Below are 18,434 nucleotides of genomic sequence, written 5' to 3'. Positions count from 1 at the left end.
CGGATTTCCGGCGCGGACGTCACGGGCGCCCCGACGGGCGCCCGGAAGCCTTGGATGGGACGGATGACAGCGGAAGCCAGAGGGGCTGAGCCTCCCCTGACGGAACGCCAGGAGGCCCGCCGCCGCCGCATTCTGCGGGCCGGCGCCCAGCTCGCCGGCCGGGGCGGCTTCGAGGCCGTGCAGATGCGTGAGGTGGCGGAGGCCGCCGAGGTCGCCCTGGGCACGCTGTACCGCTACTTCCCCTCGAAGATCCACCTGCTGGTCGCACTGATGGAGGACCAGCTCCATGACCTGCACCGGGCGCTCCGCAGGCACCCGCCCGCCGGGGAGGACGCGGCAGGCCGGGTCGCCGAGACCCTCATGCGTGCGTTCCGGGCCCTGCAGCGCGAGCCCCACCTCGCGGACGCGATGGTGCGGGCGCTGACCTTCGCCGACCGCGGCGCGAGCGCGGAGGTGGACGCCGTCTCGCGGGTGACGACGGCGATCGTGCTCGACGCGATGGGGCTGGAGGAGCCGACGCAGGAGCAGTTCTCCGTGGTGCGCGTCATCGAGCACACCTGGCATTCGGCGCTGATCACCTGGCTGTCGGGACGGGAGTCGATCGCCCAGGTGAAACGGGACATCGAGACGGTGTGCGGGCTGATCGGCCTCGGGGCGGACACCCGCTGAGGCGTGCCCATGTGCGGTGCCCACACCCGCACCCGCCCAGGTGGGGCGCCCTGCACCATGTCGACGGCGCCACGGTGTTCGTACGGTTCGGCCCACATCACCGAACCACGCCGAGGAGCCGGTCACCATGCGTCGCAGAGCCGTAGGCACCGTCCAGCACAGAACACTGACCGCGGCCGTGCTCGCCGCGGCCGGCCTGCTCCTGGCGGGGTGCACAGCCGCCGGGCAGGCCGGCAGCGGCTCCGCGTCCGGCAAGGGGGAGGACGAGGCCGTGAAGGTGGGCCTGGTCTACTCCCGCACCGGGCTCCTCGCCGCGTACGGGAAGCAGTACCGCGACGGGTTCATGGCGGGCCTCGATCACGCGACGAAGGGCACCGGCAAGGCGGGCGGCCACCCCGTCGAGGTCACCGAGCAGGACGACGCGGGCGACCCCGGCAAGGCGGTCTCCGCCGCGAAGAACCTGATCGGCAAGGGCCACAGGATCCTCGCGGGCACCACCGACTCCGGCGTCGCCCTGCAGATGGCCCCCCTGGCCGCCCAGAACAAGGTGCTGTACGTCAACGGCCCGGCGGCCACGGACGCGCTGACCGGGATCAACCCCTACACCTTCCGCTCGGGCCGGCAGTCCTACCAGGACATCCTCACCGCGGCCACCTTGCTCGCGGACGCCGAGGGGAAGAAGGTCACCGTCCTCGCCCAGGACTCCACCTTCGGGCAGGCCAACGTGGCCGCCGTCAAGGCGGTCCTCGAGGCCAGGGGCGCGCGGGTCGGCTCCGTACTGGCCCCGCCCAGCGCCACGGACCTGACCCCCTTCGCCCGCCAGGTCAGGGCGGGCGGGCCCGACCTCGTCTTCGTCGCCTGGGCCGGCGCGACCGCCCCCGCCCTGTGGACCGCGCTGGACCAGCAGGGCGTGCTGACGGCGAGCAAGGTCGTCACCGGACTGGCCGGCACGGCCTCGTACCCCGTCTTCGGCGCCGCGGGCGCGAAGGTCTCCTTCCTCGCCCACTACTTCCCCGGCGCGGGCGGCGGCAACGCGGTGGAGAAGGCCATGCTCGACGGCGTCCGCAAGGCGGGCGGTACCCCGGACCTGTTCACCGTGGACGGTTTCACCGCGGCGCAGATGATCGTGCACGCCGTCGAGGAGGGCGGCGCCACCGACACCGACGCCATGGTGAAGGCCCTGGAGGGCTGGACGTTCGACGGGGTGAAGGGCCAGGAGCGGATCCGGGCGGAGGACCACGCCCTGGTCCAGCCGATGTTCGTGGCCCGGCTGAACGGCAAGGGGGCCACCGCCCGGCCCGAACTGGTGAACAGCCTGCCGATGGACGAGGTGGCACCGCCCGCGAAGCCCGCGGCGGGCTGACCGGTGACCGCACCCGGCACCACCACCGCACAGGACGACGGGGGGCGCACACGCGCACCCGTGCTGGGACTCGACGGGCTCGGCTGGCGCGTCGGCGGCGCGACCATCGTCCAGGACGTCACGCTGAGCGTCGGCGAGGGCGAGTTCCTCGCCTTCATCGGACCCAACGGGGCGGGCAAGACGTCCCTGTTCAACCTGATCAGCGGGATCGTCCCGCCGACCGAGGGGACCCTCGCCCTGGACGGCAGGGACCTCACGGCCCTGCCCGTGCACACCCGCGCCCGGCTCGGAATCGGCCGGACGTTCCAGACCTCCAGCCTCTGGCCGGGGATGACGGTGGCCGAGCACGTCCGGCTGGCCGCGCAGGCGGGGAGCGGCGGCTCGTACCGGCTGTGGCGGCGCGCCGCCCCGTACACCGCCGAGGTGACCGGCGTACTGGAGCGCACCGGGCTCGGCCACCGTGCCGGGGCCACGGCCGCGGAGCTCTCCCACGGCGAGAAGCGCAAGCTGGAGCTCGCGGTGCTGCTGGTCACGGAGCCCCGGCTGATGCTGCTCGACGAACCGATGGCCGGGGTGAGCGCCGAGGAGGTCCCGGCGCTCACCGAACTGATCCGCACCCTGCACCGCGACGAGGGCCGCACGGTGCTCATGGTCGAGCACCACATGGACGTCCTGCTGGGTCTCGCCGACCGGCTCGCCGTGATGCACCACGGCCGGCTGCTCGCCCTGGACACCCCCGAGGCAGTGACCGCCGACCCCGTCGTCCAGCAGGCCTACCTCGGGGAGGGACTGTGACACCGCCCCCGCGTCCCCTGCTCGCCGTCCGGGACCTGCGGGTCCTCATCGGCGGCCGGCACATCCTGCACGGCGTCGACCTGGACGTCGCGCCGCACGGAGTGACGGCGCTGCTCGGCCGCAACGGGGCCGGGAAGACCACGACCGTGCGAGGCGTCCTCGGGCTCGTCCCCCGCACCGGCAGCGTGCGGCTCGACGGCGAGGAGACCGTGGCACTGCCCACCCACTCCCTCGTACGGCGCGGCATCGGCTACGCCCCCGAGGACCGCGGGATCTTCGCGGGCCTGACCGTGGCGGAGAACCTGCGGCTGGCCGAACGCCCCGGCGCGGGCGGGCCCGCGTACGCCCTGGTCCATGAGCTGTTCCCCGAACTGAAACAGCGCTCACGGCAGTTGGCCGGGACGCTCTCCGGCGGCCAGCAGCAGATGGTGGCCATCGGCCGCACCCTGCTGAACACCAACCGGCTGATCATCGCCGACGAGCCCACCAAGGGCCTGGCCCCCAGGGTCGTCACCGAGGTCGCCCAGGTCCTGGAACGCGCGGCCGAGGCGGTGCCCGTACTCCTCGTCGAGCAGAACCTCGCCGTCGTACGCCGGCTCGCCGCGCACTGCGTGGTGCTCGCCGACGGCCGCACGGCCCACCAGGGCCCGGCGGACGACCTGCTGGGCGACGCGGAGGCGACGCGCGGGCTGCTCGGTGTCGGGCAGGGGCCGCTCACCACATACCCCGCGGAGGCGGATTCCTGATGTCCACCGTCGTGCTGCTCACCATGACCGGTCTCGGTCTGGGGGCGCTCTACTTCCTCATCGCGTCCGGACTGTCCCTGATCTTCGGCCTGATGGACGTGCTCAACTTCGCGCACGGGGCGCTGCTCTCCGTCGGCGCGTACGGCACCTGGTGGGCGGCGTCCGGGAATCTGCCCGGCGCGGGCCCGGGCGGCTGGGGCTTCGTCCTGGCGGTGCTGTTCGGTACGGCGGTGGGCACGCTGGCCGCCGTCGTGCTGGAACTGGCCGTCGTACGCCCGCTCTACACCCGGCCCCGCGAGCAGGTGCTCGCCACCGTCGGTGTGGGGCTCGCCGTGCCCGCCCTGCTGTCGGGCGTCTGGGGACCGGACGCCCGGACCTTCCCCGGGCCCGAGGCCCTGTCCGGCACCTTCGGGCTGCTGGGCGCCGACGTGCCCGTCGACCGCCTCGTCCTGATCGCCGCGGCGCTCGTCGTCCTCGTGGCCCTGCGCCTGTTCCTCGGCCGGACCCGGCACGGGCTCGTCGTCCGGGCCGGCGTCGAGGACCGGGCGATGGTGACGGCGCTCGGCATCGACGTCCGCAAGGCGTTCACGCTCGTCTTCGCGATCGGCGGCTGCGCGGCCGCACTCGGCGGGGCACTCGGCGGGCTGTACTTCGGCTCGGTCGACCCCCGGCAGGGCACCTCTCTGCTGATCTTCGCGTTCGTCGTGGTCGTCACCGGCGGCATGGGCTCGGTGACGGGCGCCGCCGTCGCGGCCGTCGTCATCGGCCTGGTCCAGCAGTTCGCCAACTACTACACCGCAGCGGGCCTCGGCGACCTGGCCGTCGTCGTCCTGCTCGCCGTGCTGCTGCTCGTCCGGCCGCGCGGACTGACAGGGAGGCTCGCGTGAGCACCGCCACTCGGACACCCGGCCGCACGGACGGCGCGCCCGCCGCCGCGGCGGCCCCCGCCCCGGGCGCCATGACCCGGCTGCTGCGCCGGTGGCCCGCCGCCGCCCTCGTGCTCCTGGTCGTCGCGCCCTACAGCACCCTTCCGCTGCCCGGCCTCCTGGACGGTCCGGTCGGCAGCCCGGGGAGTCTGCAACTCCTGGCGACCTGTCTGATGTTCGGCGCCCTGGCCACCGGGTACGACCTGCTGCTGGGCCGGACCGGACTGCTCTCCTTCGGACACGCGCTGTACTTCGCCGCGGGCAGCTACGCCACCAACATGTTCCTGCTGGAGGCGGGTCTGCCGTTCGCCGCCGCCGCCGTGCTCGGGCTCTGCTCCGGGACCGTACTCGCCCTGGTGCTGGGTTCGGTGAGCCTGCGGGTCACCGGCATCGGCTTCTCCATGGTGACGCTCGCCTTCGCGCAGGCCGGCTCCATCCTGGTCTCCCGGAACCCGGGCGGCCGGACCGGCGGCGAGGAGGGCAGGGCGGCGCCCGCGGATGCGCTGCCGTCCTGGCTGGTCGGCATCGACCACACCGCGAACCTGTACTGGATCGCCCTCGCCTACCTCGTCCTGACCCTCGTCGTCGTCCGGTGGGCGGTCCGCTCCCCCACCGGCCGGGTCTGGGAGGGCATCAGGGAGAACGAACGCCGGGTGGAGGTGCTCGGCCTGAAGCCGTACGGGTTCAAGCTGACGGCCTTCGTCCTGGCCGGGGCGCTGGCGGCGGTGGGCGGGCTGGTCCACCTGCTGCTCACCGGCGGCTCCACACCCCAGACGACGACCTCGGACTTCACCCTGTCGCTGCTGGTCATGGTGGTGCTGGGCGGGTCGGGCACCCGCTGGGGCCCGATGATCGGCGGCATCCTGTACACCTGGGCCGACCACCGGCTCGGGGACCTCGCGGGATCGGGTGCCGTGGCCGGCCTGCCCGCGGTGCTGCGCGTGCCGCTCTCCCAGCCGCTGTTCCTGCTCGGCGTGCTGTTCGTCGCCGTGGTGCACCTGCTGCCGGGTGGCCTGGCACGCCTGCCGTCCCGCCTGCGCCGGCCCCGTGAGGAGAACCGATGATCCCGTACGAGGAGCTGCGCGTGCCCGTCGCCGGCGGCGAACTGGCCGCGTTGCGCTGGCCGGCCCCCGACCCGCGAGCGCCGGTGGTCCTGGCCCTGCACGGCATCACGGCCAACGCGCTGTCCTGGGGCGCGGTGGCCCGGCTGCTGGCGGGCCGGGCCACCCTGGTCGCCCCGGACCTGCGCGGCCGGGCGGCCAGTGCCGCACTGCCGGGCCCGTACGGCATCGCGGCGCACGCGGACGACGCGGCGGCGCTCGCCGATGCGCTCTCCCCGGGCCGGGTGGTGCTGGCGGGGCATTCGATGGGCGCCTTCGTGGCGGCCCTGGCCGCCGTACGGCATCCGGGGCGCTTCGGGCCGCTGGTGCTCGTCGACGGCGGCTTCGGCTTCCCCGCGCCCACGCACCTGTCCGCGGACGAGCTCATGACGGCCGTGATCGGCCCGGCCATGGACCGGCTGTCGATGACCTTCGCCGACCGGGCCGCGTACCGGTCGTTCTGGCAGGCCCACCCCGCGTTCGCGGGCGACGCCTGGTCGCCGGAGGTGGACGCGTACATCCAGCGCGACCTGACGGGCGAGGAGCCCGCCATGCGCTCCGGCTGCCGCCTGGAGGCGGTCCGGACGGACGGAGTGGGCCTGTTCCGGGAGGAGGTGCTCTCGGCGGTTCACGAACTCCCGGTGCCCGCCACGCTGGTGTGGGCGCGACGGGGCCTGATGGACGAGGAACAGGGTCTGTACGACGAATCCAGGCTGGCGGCGGCCGGCCGGCCCGGCACGGCGGTCCGGGCGGTGTGCGTGGAGGGCGTCAACCACTACACGGTGCTGACGGGCGACAAGGGGGCCCGCGAGGTCGTCCGCGCGCTGCTGCGGGCCGCGCCCTGAGACCGCCGGCGACGGGCGGCCGGGGCTCAGCCTTCCCGGTCGCCCGACAGTAGGTGCAGGCGGAGCGCCAGTTGGAGTTCCAGCGCGCGGTCCGGTTCGCTCCAGTCACGGCCCAGCAGCACCTGGACCCGGTCGAGGCGCTGCACCACCGTGTTCACGTGCACGTGCAGTTCGTCCTTGGCCCGGATCAGGCTGCCCCCGGCGCCGAAGTACGCCCGCAGCGTCCGCACGAGGTGCGTGCCGCGCCGCTCGTCGTACCGGAGCAGCGGTCCCAGCACGGCGTCCACGAATCCGTCCACGTCCTTCGCGTTGCCCAGCACCACGCCCAGGAAGCCGAGTTCGCCGACGCAGGCCCCTTCGCCCTCCCGCCCCAGCACCCGCATGGCACGCAGGCAGCGCGCGGCCTCCGCGTAGGCCGCGGCGAGTTCGCGCACCCCTCCCGCCGGTCCCGTACCGGCGACGGTGACGGGTGCCTGGACGAGGTGGCCGAGCTGGACGGCCGCCGCACGCGCCGCGTCCCCGGCGGCGGTGGCGGACGCCCCGGAGCGGCCGTCGCAGTCGATCAGCATCACGATCGTGCCCGCGTGTTCGGCGCTGACCCCGCGGATGTCCCCGCCGAACAGGTAGCGCATGGCGGCGCCGCCGAGCTTCTCGCGGGCCGCCGCCTCCGCCACGAGCAGCAGATGCCGGCGGTCCAGGTCTATGCCCAGTCTGCGGCCCCGCTCGGCGAGCCCGGCGGGATCGTGCTCCGGGTCGGCGAGCAGGTCGCTGATCAGCTCGCCCCGGATCCGGTTCTCGGTCTCGGCGACGGTGCGGCGCAGCAGCAGGAGCAGGCCGGTGACGACGGCGGCGCGCTCGAAGAGCCGCCGGTCGGAGTCGTCCAGCCGGTCGGGCCGGTGCAGGACCAGACCGGCCAGCAGCTCCTGGCCCGCGAGCACGGCGCAGATCCAGCGGCCGTCGCGGTGCACGGCACGCGCCCCGTGGCGGGATTCCTCGGCGGTCCCGGCGAGCCATCCGGCGTCCGTGCTGTCGTCGGCGAATCCTGAGCCGTCGGGCCGTACGGCCGCCAGCGGGCGCCCTCCTGGGTCGTGGATGACGAGCGGGCTGTCGAGCAGCCCGGCGACGGAAACGGCGACGTCCTGCACGTCGCCGCCGCGCAGCACCAGGTCGGTGAGCCGGTCGTGGGCCTCCTCCGCGCGCTGCATGGCGGTGGAGTGCGCGCGTACGGCGGCGTTGGCCTCGGCCAGTTCCGCGTTCGCCCCGGCGAGTTCCGCGAGGGCGGCACGGGTGTCGTCCAGCGCCCGGGCCGTGTCTATCGCGATCGCGGCGTGCGCGGCGAGCGAGCAGAGCAGGGCCACCTCGTCGGGGCTGAAGACCCGTGCCGCACGGTCGGCGGCGAAGAGGACGCCGATGACCTTTCCCGTGCCGCCCCGGCTGGAGCCGAGGAGCAGGGGGACACCCAGGATCGCGACGAGTCCCTCGTCGAGCACACCGGCGTTGATGTTGCGGGTGTGGTGGAAGCGGTCGTCGGTGCGGTAGTCGGGGGTCGCGTACGGGCTGGCGGTCTGCGCCACCAGTCCGCCGAGGCCCTCGCCCAGTTCCAGCCGCAGCCGCTGGAACAGCACGGACACCGATCCGTCGGTCACCCGCATGTAGGTGTCCCCGGCCTCCTCGTCGGGGAGCGTGAGATAGGCGGTGTCGGTGCCCAGCAGCATCCTGGCCCGCCGCACGATCGCCTTCAGCACGTCGTCCAGATCCCGGGAGGCCGCCAGGTCGCCCGCCGTGTCGAAGAGGGCGGTGAGCTGGAGTTCCCTGCGCCGGTGCTGGCGCAGGGCGCCCCTGATCCGCAGGGCGGTGGCGGCCGCCCTCTCCACCTCGGCCAGGTCGGCCGCGGGCACGCCCGTGGCCCTGGCCTCCGAGGTGACGGCACCCAGCGCCTCGGCGGGGGCGTCGTCGGCCAGCAGGTCGAGGAGGCGTGCCAGGAGGGGGGCTGCGGAGGGGGACGGTTCGGGCATGGCGGCCAGCGTTCTTCCGGGGACGGTCGGGGCGGTCGGGCGGGGTCAGTTGGCGGTCCAGCCGCCGTCCATGGCGACGGAGCTGCCGGTGATGTGGGCCGCGCCCGGGCCGCACAGCCACAGGACGGCCCCGGCGACGTCGCCGGGCTCGATCAGTGACTTGATGGCGCTGCGCTCCAGCAGGACCCGGCCCACCACGTCCTGCTCGGAGATGCCGTGGCTGCGGGCCTGGTCCGCGATCTGGTTCTCGACCAGGGGCGTGCGGACGTAGCCGGGGCTGACGCAGTTGCTCGTCACCCCGTGCGGAGCCGCTTCGAGTGCGACCACTTTGCTGAGCCCCTCCAGTGCGTGCTTGGCCGAGACGTAGGCCGACTTGTAGGGGCTGGCGCGCAGCCCGTGCACGGACGAGATGTTGACCACGCGGCCCCAGCCGCGTTCGTACATGCCGGGCAGGGTGCGGCGCAAGATGCGGAACGGCGCTTCCACCATGACGCGGTGGATCAGCGCGAAGCGGTCCGGCGGGAACGCGTGCACGGGCGCCACGTGCTGCAGCCCCGCGTTGTTGACGACGATGTCCGCGTCGGCGGGCAGCGCGTCCACCGCCTCGGCGACGGAGAGGTCGGCCACCCAGGCGGTCCCGCCGATCCGTTCGGCCAGGCTCTTGGCCGCGTCGCCCGCCTTGTCCACCACGTGCACATGGGCGCCGGCGGCGGCGAGTGCCTCGGCACAGGCCAGGCCGATGCCGCTCGCCGCGCCGGTGACCAGGGCGGTGCGTCCGGTGAGGGCGGCGGGGGCGAGCGGTTCGTGCTGAGGGGTCCCGGAAGTCTGCATGGGCGTCACCGTAAGGACGTCGCCGTCCGCATCACACGGGGCCGGTTCACACACCCGGGGGCGTCGGCATGGTGGCGGCGTACATGGTGCGGCCCGGCGGGCTCCGCGCGCGGCCGGGGCCGGGGAAGCGGCACAAGAGGAGCGCCGCACACAGCGGGACGCGGCGGATGTCCGCCTGCCACATGGGCGGCTCCGCTCCTGGCTCATAGGTTCCGGCAGCAGTTCGCACGTCCGTCCGCACGTCCGACGAGGGAGGCCCCACCGTGCGCCCACCGATCCTGCGACGCCTGTTCCGACGCGTCGCCTCCGTCACCGTCTGCTCCTTGCTGGCGGTGCTCGCCGCCCAGCCGGTCGCCACCGCCGCCCCCACGGCGGCGGCCGCCGGTCTCCAGCAGGTCACCGGCTTCGGCTCGAACCCGGGCAACCTGCAGATGTTCGCGTACACCCCCGACGGCCTGCCGGCGGGCGCGCCCCTGGTCGTCGCCCTGCACGGCTGCACCCAGACGGCCGGCGCGTACTACGCCAACTCGGGCTGGCCCGCCTACGCCGACCTGTGGGGCTTCGACGTCGTCTTCCCGCAGACGACCTCGGCCAACAACCCGCTCTCGTGCTTCGGCTGGTTCGACCCGGCCGAGGACACCCGCGGCAGGGGCGAGGCGGCGTCCGTCGTCCAGATGGTCGAGTACGCGAAGCGGACGTACGGCACCGACGGCCGCCGCGTGTACGTCACCGGGCTGTCGGCCGGCGGCGGGATGACCGCGGACCTGCTCGCCGCGTATCCGGACGTGTTCGCGGGCGGGTCCGTGGCCTCCGGGCTGCCCGCGCAGTGCGCCACCAGCCAGGCCGGCGCCTCGGGATGCCAGACCGGCCCGCAGAAGCTGTCACCGTCCCAGTGGGGCGACAAGGTACGCGGCTCCTACCCGGGGTGGACCGGTCCCTGGCCCAGGGTCGCCATCTGGCAGGGCACCTCCGACTACACGGTCCACCCGGCCAACGCCACCGCCCTGCGCGACCAGTGGACCGACGTCTGGGGCATCGGGCAGACCCCGTCCAGCACGAGCGGTCTGCCCGGCAACACCACGCGGAGCGTCTACGAGGACGCCTCCGGCCGGCCCGCCGTGGAGACGTTCACGGTCTCCGGCATGGGGCACGGCCTGCCCGTCGATCCGGGTTCGGGCGCCGGGCAGTGCGGTTCGACGGCCGCCTACTTCCTGGACACCATCTGCTCGACGTACCACACGGGCGTGTTCTGGGGACTGGACGGGGACACACCGGGCGGCGGTGACGCACTGCCCGCACCCTCCGGTCTGAAGGTCAGCGGGGTCACCGCGAGCACCGCCTCCCTGACCTGGGACGCGGTCGGGAACGCGGTTTCGTACGCCGTCCACCGCGACGGCACGAAGGTGGGCTCGCCCACCTCGGCATCCTTCACCGACACGGGGCTGAGCGCCGGGACCGCCTACCGCTACACCGTGGCGGCGGTCGACTCCTCGGGCGCGACGGGCACCCTCTCCCCCGCCGTGACCGCGACCACGGCGGGCGGTACGGCCCCCGCCGCCTGCTTCTCCGCGACGAACTACGCGCACGTGGCGGCGGGACGGGCGCACACCGCGGGCGGTTACGTCTACGCGAACGGGTCCGGGCAGACCATGGGGCTGTACAACGTGTTCGTCACCCACACGCTCCGGGAGTCACCGGCGGGGTACTTCGTCGTCGCGGACTCGAACTGTCAGGCCGGATCCTCGTAGTCGCCCCTGACGGGCCCGGGCAGCTCGCAGCCGTCCTCCACGGCGGTGAAGGCCACGAGCTGCTCGTCGCCCGGAGCCCGCGGCGCGTGGTGCCGGGCGTACACCTTCCAGCCCCGCTTGACGAGGGTGCGGAAGGTGACGTCCTGCTCCGCGTGGCTGGAGACGATCTCCCAGTCCTGCTGCCGGAGCCGCTTCACGGCCGCCTCGAACCCCTCGGCGGCGTCGGCCGCCGGCGCGTCCGCCGTCCAGGGGGCGACGCACTGCTGCCAGGCGCCTTCCGGCCTGCCCGCGGTGGACGTGTCACCGGCGGGGAGCCCCGAGGCCGCGGTGACGGACGCTATCTCGGCGGCCGCCGTCTCCCGGGTGAACGGCGCAAGGGGCGACGGCGAGGGCGGCGGCGGCGCGGCCTCGCTCCCGCCGACGAGGTCGCAGCCCGCCACCATCGTCACCAACACACTCACAGCGGCGGTCACGGCCGCCGTCCCACTTCTGCGCACAGGTGCTGTTCCGCCCCGCTCGTTCCTCCCCACGGGCAAGTGCCCGCGTGCTCCCCCGCCGGAGTTTCGCATGGGGTCTGACCTGCTGGGAAGCCCTTTCATCGGCCCTTTTCCGGCGCGGGCCACCGTCCGCCCCGAAAGGGCCGGGAGCGCCCCGGTAGAGTGGGCGGGTCGTCATCATGCCCCTGCAGGGGGAAGCCGGTGCGAATCCGGCGCTGACCCGCAACCGTGAGTCACCGTCCCAGGTGGTGAGCCGGAATGCCCTGTACGTGAGCGTGACCGGCTCGTGCCACCGAAGCCCCGGTGGCCGGCACCGTCGAGGTATACGGGGCCGGAGCCCGGTGCATCCGTGTGCCTGTGCCCGGTCCTCGCAGGAGAGGCCCAGCCCGCCATGACCGTAAGCCGCCGCGCGGCAGCGCTCGCGATCACCGCCGTGCTCTGTGCCGGGACCGCCCCCGCGGCGGTCGCCGTCCCCAGCCCGTCACCGTCCCCGTCGGCGGCCCTTCCGCCCGGTCTGTACGGCACCGGCGACCCCACCTACGACGGCGTGTGGCGCCAGTCGCTGGCCTTCCTCGCCCAGAAGGTCGAGCTCGTCACGCCCGCCGGGAAGTCGGTGGACTGGCTCGCGGGCCAGCAGTGCGACAGCGGAGCCTTCCCCGCCTACCGCGACGCCTCCGAGCCCTGCGACGCGAAGACGGTGGCCGACACGAACGCCACCGCCGCCGCCGTCCAGGCCCTGGTCGAGCTGGGAGTGCACGGCGAGACCGTCGCCAACGCGGTCAGCTGGCTGAAGTCCGTCCAGAACGAGGACGGCGGCTGGGGTTACAACCCGGGCAGCCCGAGCGACGCCAACTCCACCGGCGTCGTGATCGGCGCGCTGGCCCGCGCCGGTGTGCCGGTCGCCGAGATCACCACGAAGGACGGCAGGACCCCGTACACGGCGCTGCAGGCCTTCGCCCTGCCCTGTGGCGGGAAGGACGGCGGTGCCTTCGCGTACCAGCCGGACAAGGACGGCAAGCTCGCCGCCAACGCGGACGCCACCGCGGCGGCGGTGCTCGGCGCGATGGGCAAGGGCATGGCCGCGGGCAACTCCAACGCCGTGAAGGCCCCCACGTGCACGAAGGGCAGCGGCCTGACCGCCGAGCAGTCCGCGCAGAACGGTGCCTCCTACCTCGCCAACGCGCTCGCCGGTTCGGGCCACCTGGAACTGGCGCCGATGCCGGGCGCCGAGGACTCCTCGCCGCAGCCGGACTTCGGCAACACCGCCGACGCGGTCGTCGCGCTGGCGGCGTCGGGCCACAAGGACAAGGCGGCCGGGGCCGTCGCGTATCTGGAGAAGAACGCGAAGGCCTGGGCCGAGGCGGGCGGTCCCGCCGCCACCGCCCAGCTGGTGCTCGCCGCGCACGCGACCGGGGCCGACGCCCGTCACTTCGGCGGCGTCGACCTCGTGAAGCAGCTGAACGCGACGGGCCCCGCGCCCGCCGCCACCGCCGCGCCCTCGCCGACGGCGACGGCGAACGAGCCCGAGGACACCACCAGCGACGACGGAGGGCTGGGTGTCTGGTGGCTCGTCGGCATCGGTCTCGCCTTCGGCGCGGGCATCGGCTTCCTGCTCAGCGGGCGCCGGAAGAACCAGCAGCTGTGAGGCGTCCCTCGGGCACGGCCGCGCTGCTCCTCGTCGTGGCCGTCGCCCTGACCGTGCTGGGCGCCGGCAGCGCGCAGGCGGCCGGCTACCGCTACTGGTCGTTCTGGGAGGGCGACGGCGGGAAGAGCTGGACGTACGCCACGCAGGGCCCGTCCCTGGTCCGGCCGGACGACGGGGCGGTGCAGGGCTTCCGGTTCGCCGTGAGCCAGGACTCCCAGGACGCCGCCCAGCCTCGGCGTGCGCCGGCCTTCGCAGCGATCTGTGCGGACACCCCGGTGAAGGACGGCCTCAAGCGGATAGCGCTGGTCATCGACGCGGGGACGGCGGCCGACGCCCCGGACGGGGAGCGGCCGCCCGCACTGCGCACGGCCTGCGCGCAGGTGGCGCCGGAGGCGAGTACGGCCGAGGCTCTCGCCGCGGTGGCGAAGCCGCTGCGGTACGACAGCGCGGCGATGCTCTGCGCGATATCGGGTTATCCCGCGTCGGGCTGCGGCGAGCAGGTCTCCGGCGGCACCGGGTCGCGCGGGTCCATCACCGCGTCCGCCGACCCCGCCGGCTCACCCTTCGCCGGGACTCCCCCCTCCGCACAGGGCTCCGACACGAGCGGCGGTCCGTCGGCCGGGGTGCTCACGGGCATCGGTGCGGTGTTCCTGCTCGGCGTCGCCGCAGTGGTGCGGTCCCGCCGGCGCCGATGACCCGTTCCACCGGCACGGCCCGGCTCCACCGTGCGCTGCGCGCGCCCGCGGCCACCCGCGCCAACGCGCTGCCCGCCGGGGCCTGGTGGCTGTGGGCGCTCGGCCTCGCCACCGCCGCCTCCCGTACGACCAACCCGCTGCTGCTCGGGCTGCTGGTGGGCGTGGCCGGCTATGTGGTGGCGGCGCGCCGTACGGACGCGCCGTGGGCCCGTTCCTACGGGGCCTTCGTCAAGCTGGGGCTGTTCGTCGTCGGCGTGCGGCTGGTCTTCTCCGTCGTCCTCGGCTCCCCGCTCCCGGGGACGCACACCCTGTTCACGCTCCCCGAACTACCCTTGCCGCACTGGGCGCAGGGCATCCGGATCGGCGGCCGGGTCACCGCCGAGCAGGTGGTCTTCGCCCTGTACGACGGGGCGAAGCTGGCCACGCTGCTGATCTGCGTCGGTGCGGCCAACTCGCTGGCCAACCCGGCCAGGCTGCTGAAGTCGCTGCCGGGCGCGCTCTACGAGGCGGGGGTCGCCGTCGTCGTCGCGATGACGTTCGCCCCCAACATGGTCGCCGACGTGGTGCGGCTGCGGACGGCCCGCCGGCTGCGCGGCCGTCCGACCGGCGGCATCGGGGCCGTGCTCCAGATCGGTCTGCCCGTGATCGAAGGTGCGCTGGAGCGATCGGTCGCGGTGGCGGCGTCCATGGACGCCCGGGGATACGGGCGCACGGCCCCCGTCCCGCCCGCCGTCCGGCACACCACGGCCGTGCTGACGCTCGGCGGGCTGCTGGGAGTCTGCGTGGGGACGTACGGCCTGCTCACCGCACAGGGGGCGGTGTACGGGCTGCCCCTGCTGCTGGCCGGACTGCTCGCGGCCCTGGCCGGGCTGGGACTCGGCGGCCGCCGCTCGGTCCGCACCCGCTACCGCCCGGACCGGTGGGGCGTGCGCGCCTGGCTGGTCGCCGGTTCGGGGGTGGCCGTCGCGGCGGCGATGATCCGGGCGGCCGGCTCCGAGGCCCTGCACCCAGGTGTGGTGCCGCTGACCGCTCCCCTGCTGCCCCTCCTGCCCGCCGCCGCCGTGCTGATCGGTCTGCTGCCCGCCGCCGTGGCACCCGTGCCCGTCTCCCCTTCCGACCCCGAGGAAACCCCGTGATCCGGTTCGAGCAGGTCTCCGTGCGGTACGAGGGCGCCGCGCACCCCACTCTGTCGGGGGTCGACCTCACGGTCCCCGAGGGCGAACTCGTCCTGCTCGTCGGCCCGTCCGGAGTCGGCAAGTCGACTCTGCTGAACGCCGTCTCCGGCCTGGTTCCGCACTTCACGGGCGGTGTACTGACCGGCAGGGTCACGGTCGACGGCCGGGACACCCGGACCCACAAGCCGCGCGAACTCGCCGACCTCGTCGGCACGGTGGGACAGGACCCGCTCGCCCACTTCGTCACGGACACCGTCGAGGACGAACTGGCGTACGGCATGGAGTCCCTGGGCCTCGCTCCCGACGTGATGCGGCGGCGCGTGGAGGAGACGCTGGACCTGCTGGGTCTTGCCGGGCTGCGCGACCGGCCGATCGCCACGCTCTCCGGTGGTCAGCAGCAGCGTGTCGCGATCGGTTCGGTCCTCACCCCGCATCCGAAGGTCCTGGTCCTGGACGAGCCGACGTCCGCCCTGGACCCGGCGGCGGCCGAGGACGTGCTGGCGGTGCTCCAGCGGCTGGTGCACGACCTGGGCACGACCGTGCTCATGGCCGAGCACCGGCTGGAGCGCGTGGTGCAGTACGCCGACCAGGTGCTCCTGCTCCCGTCGCCGGGCACGGCCCCGGTGATGGGGGCGCCGGCGGACGTCATGGCCCTCTCGCCCGTCCGCCCGCCCGTGGTGGCCCTGGGTCGCCTGGCGGGCTGGGAGCCCCTGCCCCTCTCGGTGCGCGACGCCCGGCGCCGGGCCGGAGACCTCCGCGAGCGCCTGGCCCGGACCGGGCCGCCGTCGCGTGAGCCGTCGGCGGACACCGTCGTGTCCCCGCCCCCCGCGCCCGCGGCCACCCGGCCCGGACGGCTCGGCCGCCTGCTCGGCCGCCGGCCGGCCAGGGCCGTGCCGGTGCCCGTGCGGGGCCCCGTGGCCCGGGCCGAGCGGCTCGGGGTGCGGCGGGGGCGGGTGGAGGCACTGCGCGGAGTGACGCTGTCCGTCGCGCCGGGCGAGATCATGGCCCTGATGGGCCGCAACGGGGCGGGCAAGTCGACCCTGCTGACGGCTCTCGTCGGGATGATCGAGCCGACCACCGGTTCCGTCCTCGTCGGCGGTCTGCAGCCGTCCCGGACACCCCCGCGCGACATGGTGCGCCGGGTCGGGTTCGTACCGCAGGAGCCCCGCGACCTGCTGTACGCGGAGACGGTCGCCGCCGAGTGCACGGCGGCCGACGCCGACGCGGGCGCGCCCGCGGGCAGTTGCCGGGCGCTGGTCGGCGAGCTGCTTCCCGGGGTGCCGGACGGCACCCACCCCCGTGACCTCTCCGAAGGCCAGCGGCTCGCGCTCGCCCTGGCCCTGGTGCTCACCGCCCGGCCCCCGCTGCTCCTGCTGGACGAGCCGACGCGCGGCCTGGACTACGCGGCGAAGGCCAGGCTCGTCGGCGTGCTGCGGCGGCTGGCCGCCGAGGGCCGCGCCGTCGTCCTGGCCACGCACGACGTGGAACTGGCGGCGGAGCTGGCCCACCGGGTGGTGATCCTCGCCGACGGGGAGGTCGTCGCCGACGGCCCCACCCGGCAGGTCGTGGTCTCCTCGCCCGCGTTCGCCCCGCAGACCTCGAAGATCCTCGCGCCCCAGGGGTGGCTGACCGTGGGGCAGGTGCACGATGCCCTGGAGGATCTCGCCGCCCCGGAAGATCTCGCATGACGGCACGGCCCGTGCGCCTCGGACCCCGTGCCGTCGCCGCGCTCGTCCTCGTCGGCGCGGTCGGCGTGCTCTCCTTCGGCTGGCCGCTCCTGGCCGGCGCCGATTTCGGCCGCGCCCACGCCCAGGACGCCCCCTGGCTGTTCGCCGCGCTCCTCGTGCTGCTCGTCGGTGTCGTCGTTGCGACGATCGCGGATTCGGGCCTGGACGCGAAGGCCGTGGCCATGCTGGGTGTCCTCGCGGCGGTCGGCGCCGCGCTGCGCCCGCTGGGCGCGGGAACGGCGGGCCTGGAGCCGATGTTCTTCCTGATGGTCCTGAGCGGCCGGGTACTGGGTCCGGGCTTCGGCTTCGTGCTCGGCTCGGTGACGATGTTCGCCTCGGCGCTGCTGACGGGCGGGGTGGGGCCCTGGATGCCGTTCCAGATGCTGTCGATGGGCTGGTTCACCATGGGCGCCGGTCTGCTGCCGGGCCCGGAGCGGCTGCGCGGCCGGGGCGAGCTGCTGATGCTCGCCGCGTACGGCTTCGTGGCGGCGTTCGCGTACGGCACGGTGATGAACCTCTACGGCTGGACGATCGTGCCGGGGCAGGCCTCCGGGATCTCCTTCGTCGCGGGCGACCCGCTGCAGGAGAACCTGGTCCGCTTCCTGGCGTACTGCGTGACCACGTCGCTCGGCTGGGACCTGGGCCGCGCGGTACTGACCGTGGCCCTGACGTTCGCCGTCGCCCCCGCCCTGCTCAGGGCTCTGCGGCGGGCCACCCGCCGTGCGGCCTTCGAGGCCCGCGCCACCTTCGAGGCCCCCGCCACCTTCGAGGCGGAAGCCACCCCCGTAACGAACAAGTCATAAAATGCGGATAACTACTCGATAGGCCATTTGGCTCTTTTTGGCTCCCATGTACGTTCTGTTTCCACGTCGGCGCGTTGTCCCTGCGTGGAACCACGTGAATTCTGGGACCGGAACACCATCCTGGCCCAAGCCTTCTGCACCAGCGACGAGCGGATGCACAAGGCTCAGGAGACTCTCGACGAGGCGCAGGCCGAACGCAGCCGAACGCTGGCGGCGTTCGCCGTCACCGTCGGGGACGACGGCGCCATCGCGGACATGCTCGGTCTGAACGAACGGGAGGTGCGCCTGGCCCGGCGCACCGTGGGGCGCGGCGACGCCCGGACGGTCGCCGAGGCCCTGCTCAACGGCGCACCGCCCGAGGTGGCGGCGACCGGGGTCGAGCCGGCCGCCACCCCCGAGGTGTGCCTGCCGCACCCCCGGGACGAACTGCCCCACACCGCCGGCCGGCCGGCCATGGTCCTTCCCGCCGACGCGCCGATGTCAGCCGCGGCGCCCGCTCTTCCCTCCCCCGAGCCCGAGGGCGTCGTCCCCTGGACACCCAGCATGGACTCGGTGCTGCTGTGGAGCTGGGAGTCCGGCGTCGACCTCCAGACCGTGGCGGGCGAGCTCGGCGTGACCGTTCGGGCGCTGCTGATGCGCGTCCAGGCTCTCGCCGACAACGGGGCGATCTCCCTCGCCTCGCCTGCCGTGGATCCCGTCCGGTCCGGGAAGCACCGCCGGCGTTCCGATGACGTGACGACCTCCGTGTTCGCCACGGCCACCATGTTCCCCGACTACGCGTCGTACTGAGCGCGGTACGCCGTCCCGGAGGCGAGGGCGTCGCTCGGCGGGCAGGCCCCCCGGGAGCCGGTGAT

17 protein-coding genes and 1 riboswitch are annotated in these 18,434 nt (G+C 74.3%); of the genes, 14 read left to right on the top strand and 3 right to left on the bottom strand.

The window, feature by feature from the left end:
* The first annotated feature begins 63 nt into the window (after positions 1-63).
* From QFZ58_RS25835 to QFZ58_RS25805, 7 genes are all read left to right on the top strand, one after another.
* Positions 64-669 carry a TetR family transcriptional regulator gene (locus tag QFZ58_RS25835; RefSeq protein ID WP_307127283.1) on the top strand — a complete coding sequence of 202 codons (606 nt, stop codon included), beginning with the start codon at positions 64-66 and terminating at the stop codon, positions 667-669.
* Positions 670-796: 127 nt separating this feature from the next.
* Positions 797-2,032 carry a substrate-binding domain-containing protein gene (locus tag QFZ58_RS25830; RefSeq protein WP_307127282.1) on the top strand — a complete coding sequence of 412 codons (1,236 nt, stop codon included), beginning with the start codon at positions 797-799 and terminating at the stop codon, positions 2,030-2,032.
* Between the two features lie 3 nt (positions 2,033-2,035).
* A complete protein-coding gene (locus QFZ58_RS25825; protein WP_307127281.1) occupies positions 2,036-2,827 on the top strand; it encodes an ABC transporter ATP-binding protein in 792 nt (263 codons plus the stop codon).
* Positions 2,824-3,573 carry an ABC transporter ATP-binding protein gene (locus QFZ58_RS25820; RefSeq protein WP_307127280.1) on the top strand — a complete coding sequence of 250 codons (750 nt, stop codon included), beginning with the start codon at positions 2,824-2,826 and terminating at the stop codon, positions 3,571-3,573. Before QFZ58_RS25825 ends, QFZ58_RS25820 begins: the two co-directional genes overlap by 4 nt.
* A complete protein-coding gene (locus tag QFZ58_RS25815) occupies positions 3,573-4,460 on the top strand; it encodes a branched-chain amino acid ABC transporter permease (protein ID WP_307127279.1) in 888 nt (295 codons plus the stop codon). The genes QFZ58_RS25820 and QFZ58_RS25815 overlap by 1 nt, the downstream gene beginning before the upstream one ends.
* Positions 4,457-5,563: a branched-chain amino acid ABC transporter permease gene (locus QFZ58_RS25810; RefSeq protein ID WP_307127278.1), complete on the top strand. Its 1,107-nt coding sequence runs from the start codon at positions 4,457-4,459 to the stop codon at positions 5,561-5,563. Before QFZ58_RS25815 ends, QFZ58_RS25810 begins: the two co-directional genes overlap by 4 nt.
* Entirely contained in the window at positions 5,560-6,444 is an 885-nt protein-coding gene (locus tag QFZ58_RS25805; RefSeq protein WP_307127277.1) for an alpha/beta fold hydrolase, read from the top strand. Before QFZ58_RS25810 ends, QFZ58_RS25805 begins: the two co-directional genes overlap by 4 nt.
* A gap of 26 nt (positions 6,445-6,470) precedes the next feature.
* Here the strand turns inward: QFZ58_RS25805 and QFZ58_RS25800 are convergent, their stop codons facing one another.
* Positions 6,471-8,459: a GAF domain-containing protein gene (locus tag QFZ58_RS25800; protein WP_307127276.1), complete on the bottom strand. Its 1,989-nt coding sequence runs from the start codon at positions 8,457-8,459 to the stop codon at positions 6,471-6,473.
* 45 nt (positions 8,460-8,504) lie between these two features.
* On the bottom strand, positions 8,505-9,290 hold the full coding sequence (locus QFZ58_RS25795; protein ID WP_307127275.1) for a 3-hydroxybutyrate dehydrogenase: 786 nt from the start codon (positions 9,288-9,290) through the stop codon (positions 8,505-8,507).
* A gap of 263 nt (positions 9,291-9,553) precedes the next feature.
* On the opposite strand from QFZ58_RS25795, the gene QFZ58_RS25790 reads away from it, so the two are divergent.
* The gene (locus QFZ58_RS25790; protein ID WP_307127274.1) at positions 9,554-11,038 is read left to right on the top strand and encodes a PHB depolymerase family esterase; all 1,485 of its coding nucleotides are present in this window, start codon (positions 9,554-9,556) and stop codon (positions 11,036-11,038) included.
* Here the strand turns inward: QFZ58_RS25790 and QFZ58_RS25785 are convergent.
* Entirely contained in the window at positions 11,020-11,511 is a 492-nt protein-coding gene (locus tag QFZ58_RS25785) for a hypothetical protein (RefSeq protein ID WP_307127273.1), read from the bottom strand. The genes QFZ58_RS25790 and QFZ58_RS25785 overlap by 19 nt on opposite strands.
* A gap of 213 nt (positions 11,512-11,724) precedes the next feature.
* A riboswitch (cobalamin riboswitch) is annotated at positions 11,725-11,799 on the top strand.
* A gap of 127 nt (positions 11,800-11,926) precedes the next feature.
* On the opposite strand from QFZ58_RS25785, the gene QFZ58_RS25780 reads away from it, so the two are divergent.
* From QFZ58_RS25780 to QFZ58_RS25755, 6 genes are all read left to right on the top strand, one after another.
* Positions 11,927-13,180 carry a prenyltransferase/squalene oxidase repeat-containing protein gene (locus QFZ58_RS25780; protein ID WP_307127272.1) on the top strand — a complete coding sequence of 418 codons (1,254 nt, stop codon included), beginning with the start codon at positions 11,927-11,929 and terminating at the stop codon, positions 13,178-13,180.
* On the top strand, positions 13,177-13,875 hold the full coding sequence (locus QFZ58_RS25775; RefSeq protein WP_307127271.1) for an SCO2322 family protein: 699 nt from the start codon (positions 13,177-13,179) through the stop codon (positions 13,873-13,875). The genes QFZ58_RS25780 and QFZ58_RS25775 overlap by 4 nt, the downstream gene beginning before the upstream one ends.
* Positions 13,872-15,011: an energy-coupling factor transporter transmembrane component T gene (locus QFZ58_RS25770; RefSeq protein ID WP_307127270.1), complete on the top strand. Its 1,140-nt coding sequence runs from the start codon at positions 13,872-13,874 to the stop codon at positions 15,009-15,011. Before QFZ58_RS25775 ends, QFZ58_RS25770 begins: the two co-directional genes overlap by 4 nt.
* Positions 15,008-16,738 (top strand): ABC transporter ATP-binding protein, encoded by a 1,731-nt coding sequence (locus QFZ58_RS25765; RefSeq protein ID WP_307127269.1) that lies wholly within the window; start codon positions 15,008-15,010, stop codon positions 16,736-16,738. Before QFZ58_RS25770 ends, QFZ58_RS25765 begins: the two co-directional genes overlap by 4 nt.
* Entirely contained in the window at positions 16,735-17,580 is an 846-nt protein-coding gene (locus tag QFZ58_RS25760; RefSeq protein WP_307127268.1) for an ECF transporter S component, read from the top strand. Before QFZ58_RS25765 ends, QFZ58_RS25760 begins: the two co-directional genes overlap by 4 nt.
* A gap of 84 nt (positions 17,581-17,664) precedes the next feature.
* The gene (locus QFZ58_RS25755; RefSeq protein ID WP_307127267.1) at positions 17,665-18,369 is read left to right on the top strand and encodes a hypothetical protein; all 705 of its coding nucleotides are present in this window, start codon (positions 17,665-17,667) and stop codon (positions 18,367-18,369) included.
* Positions 18,370-18,434: the final 65 nt, after the last annotated feature.

Origin of the sequence: Streptomyces sp. B1I3 (assembly GCF_030816615.1) — a bacterium.
Taxonomy (GTDB): Bacteria; Actinomycetota; Actinomycetes; order Streptomycetales; family Streptomycetaceae; genus Streptomyces.
This window is presented reverse-complemented; position numbering and strand designations above follow the sequence as displayed.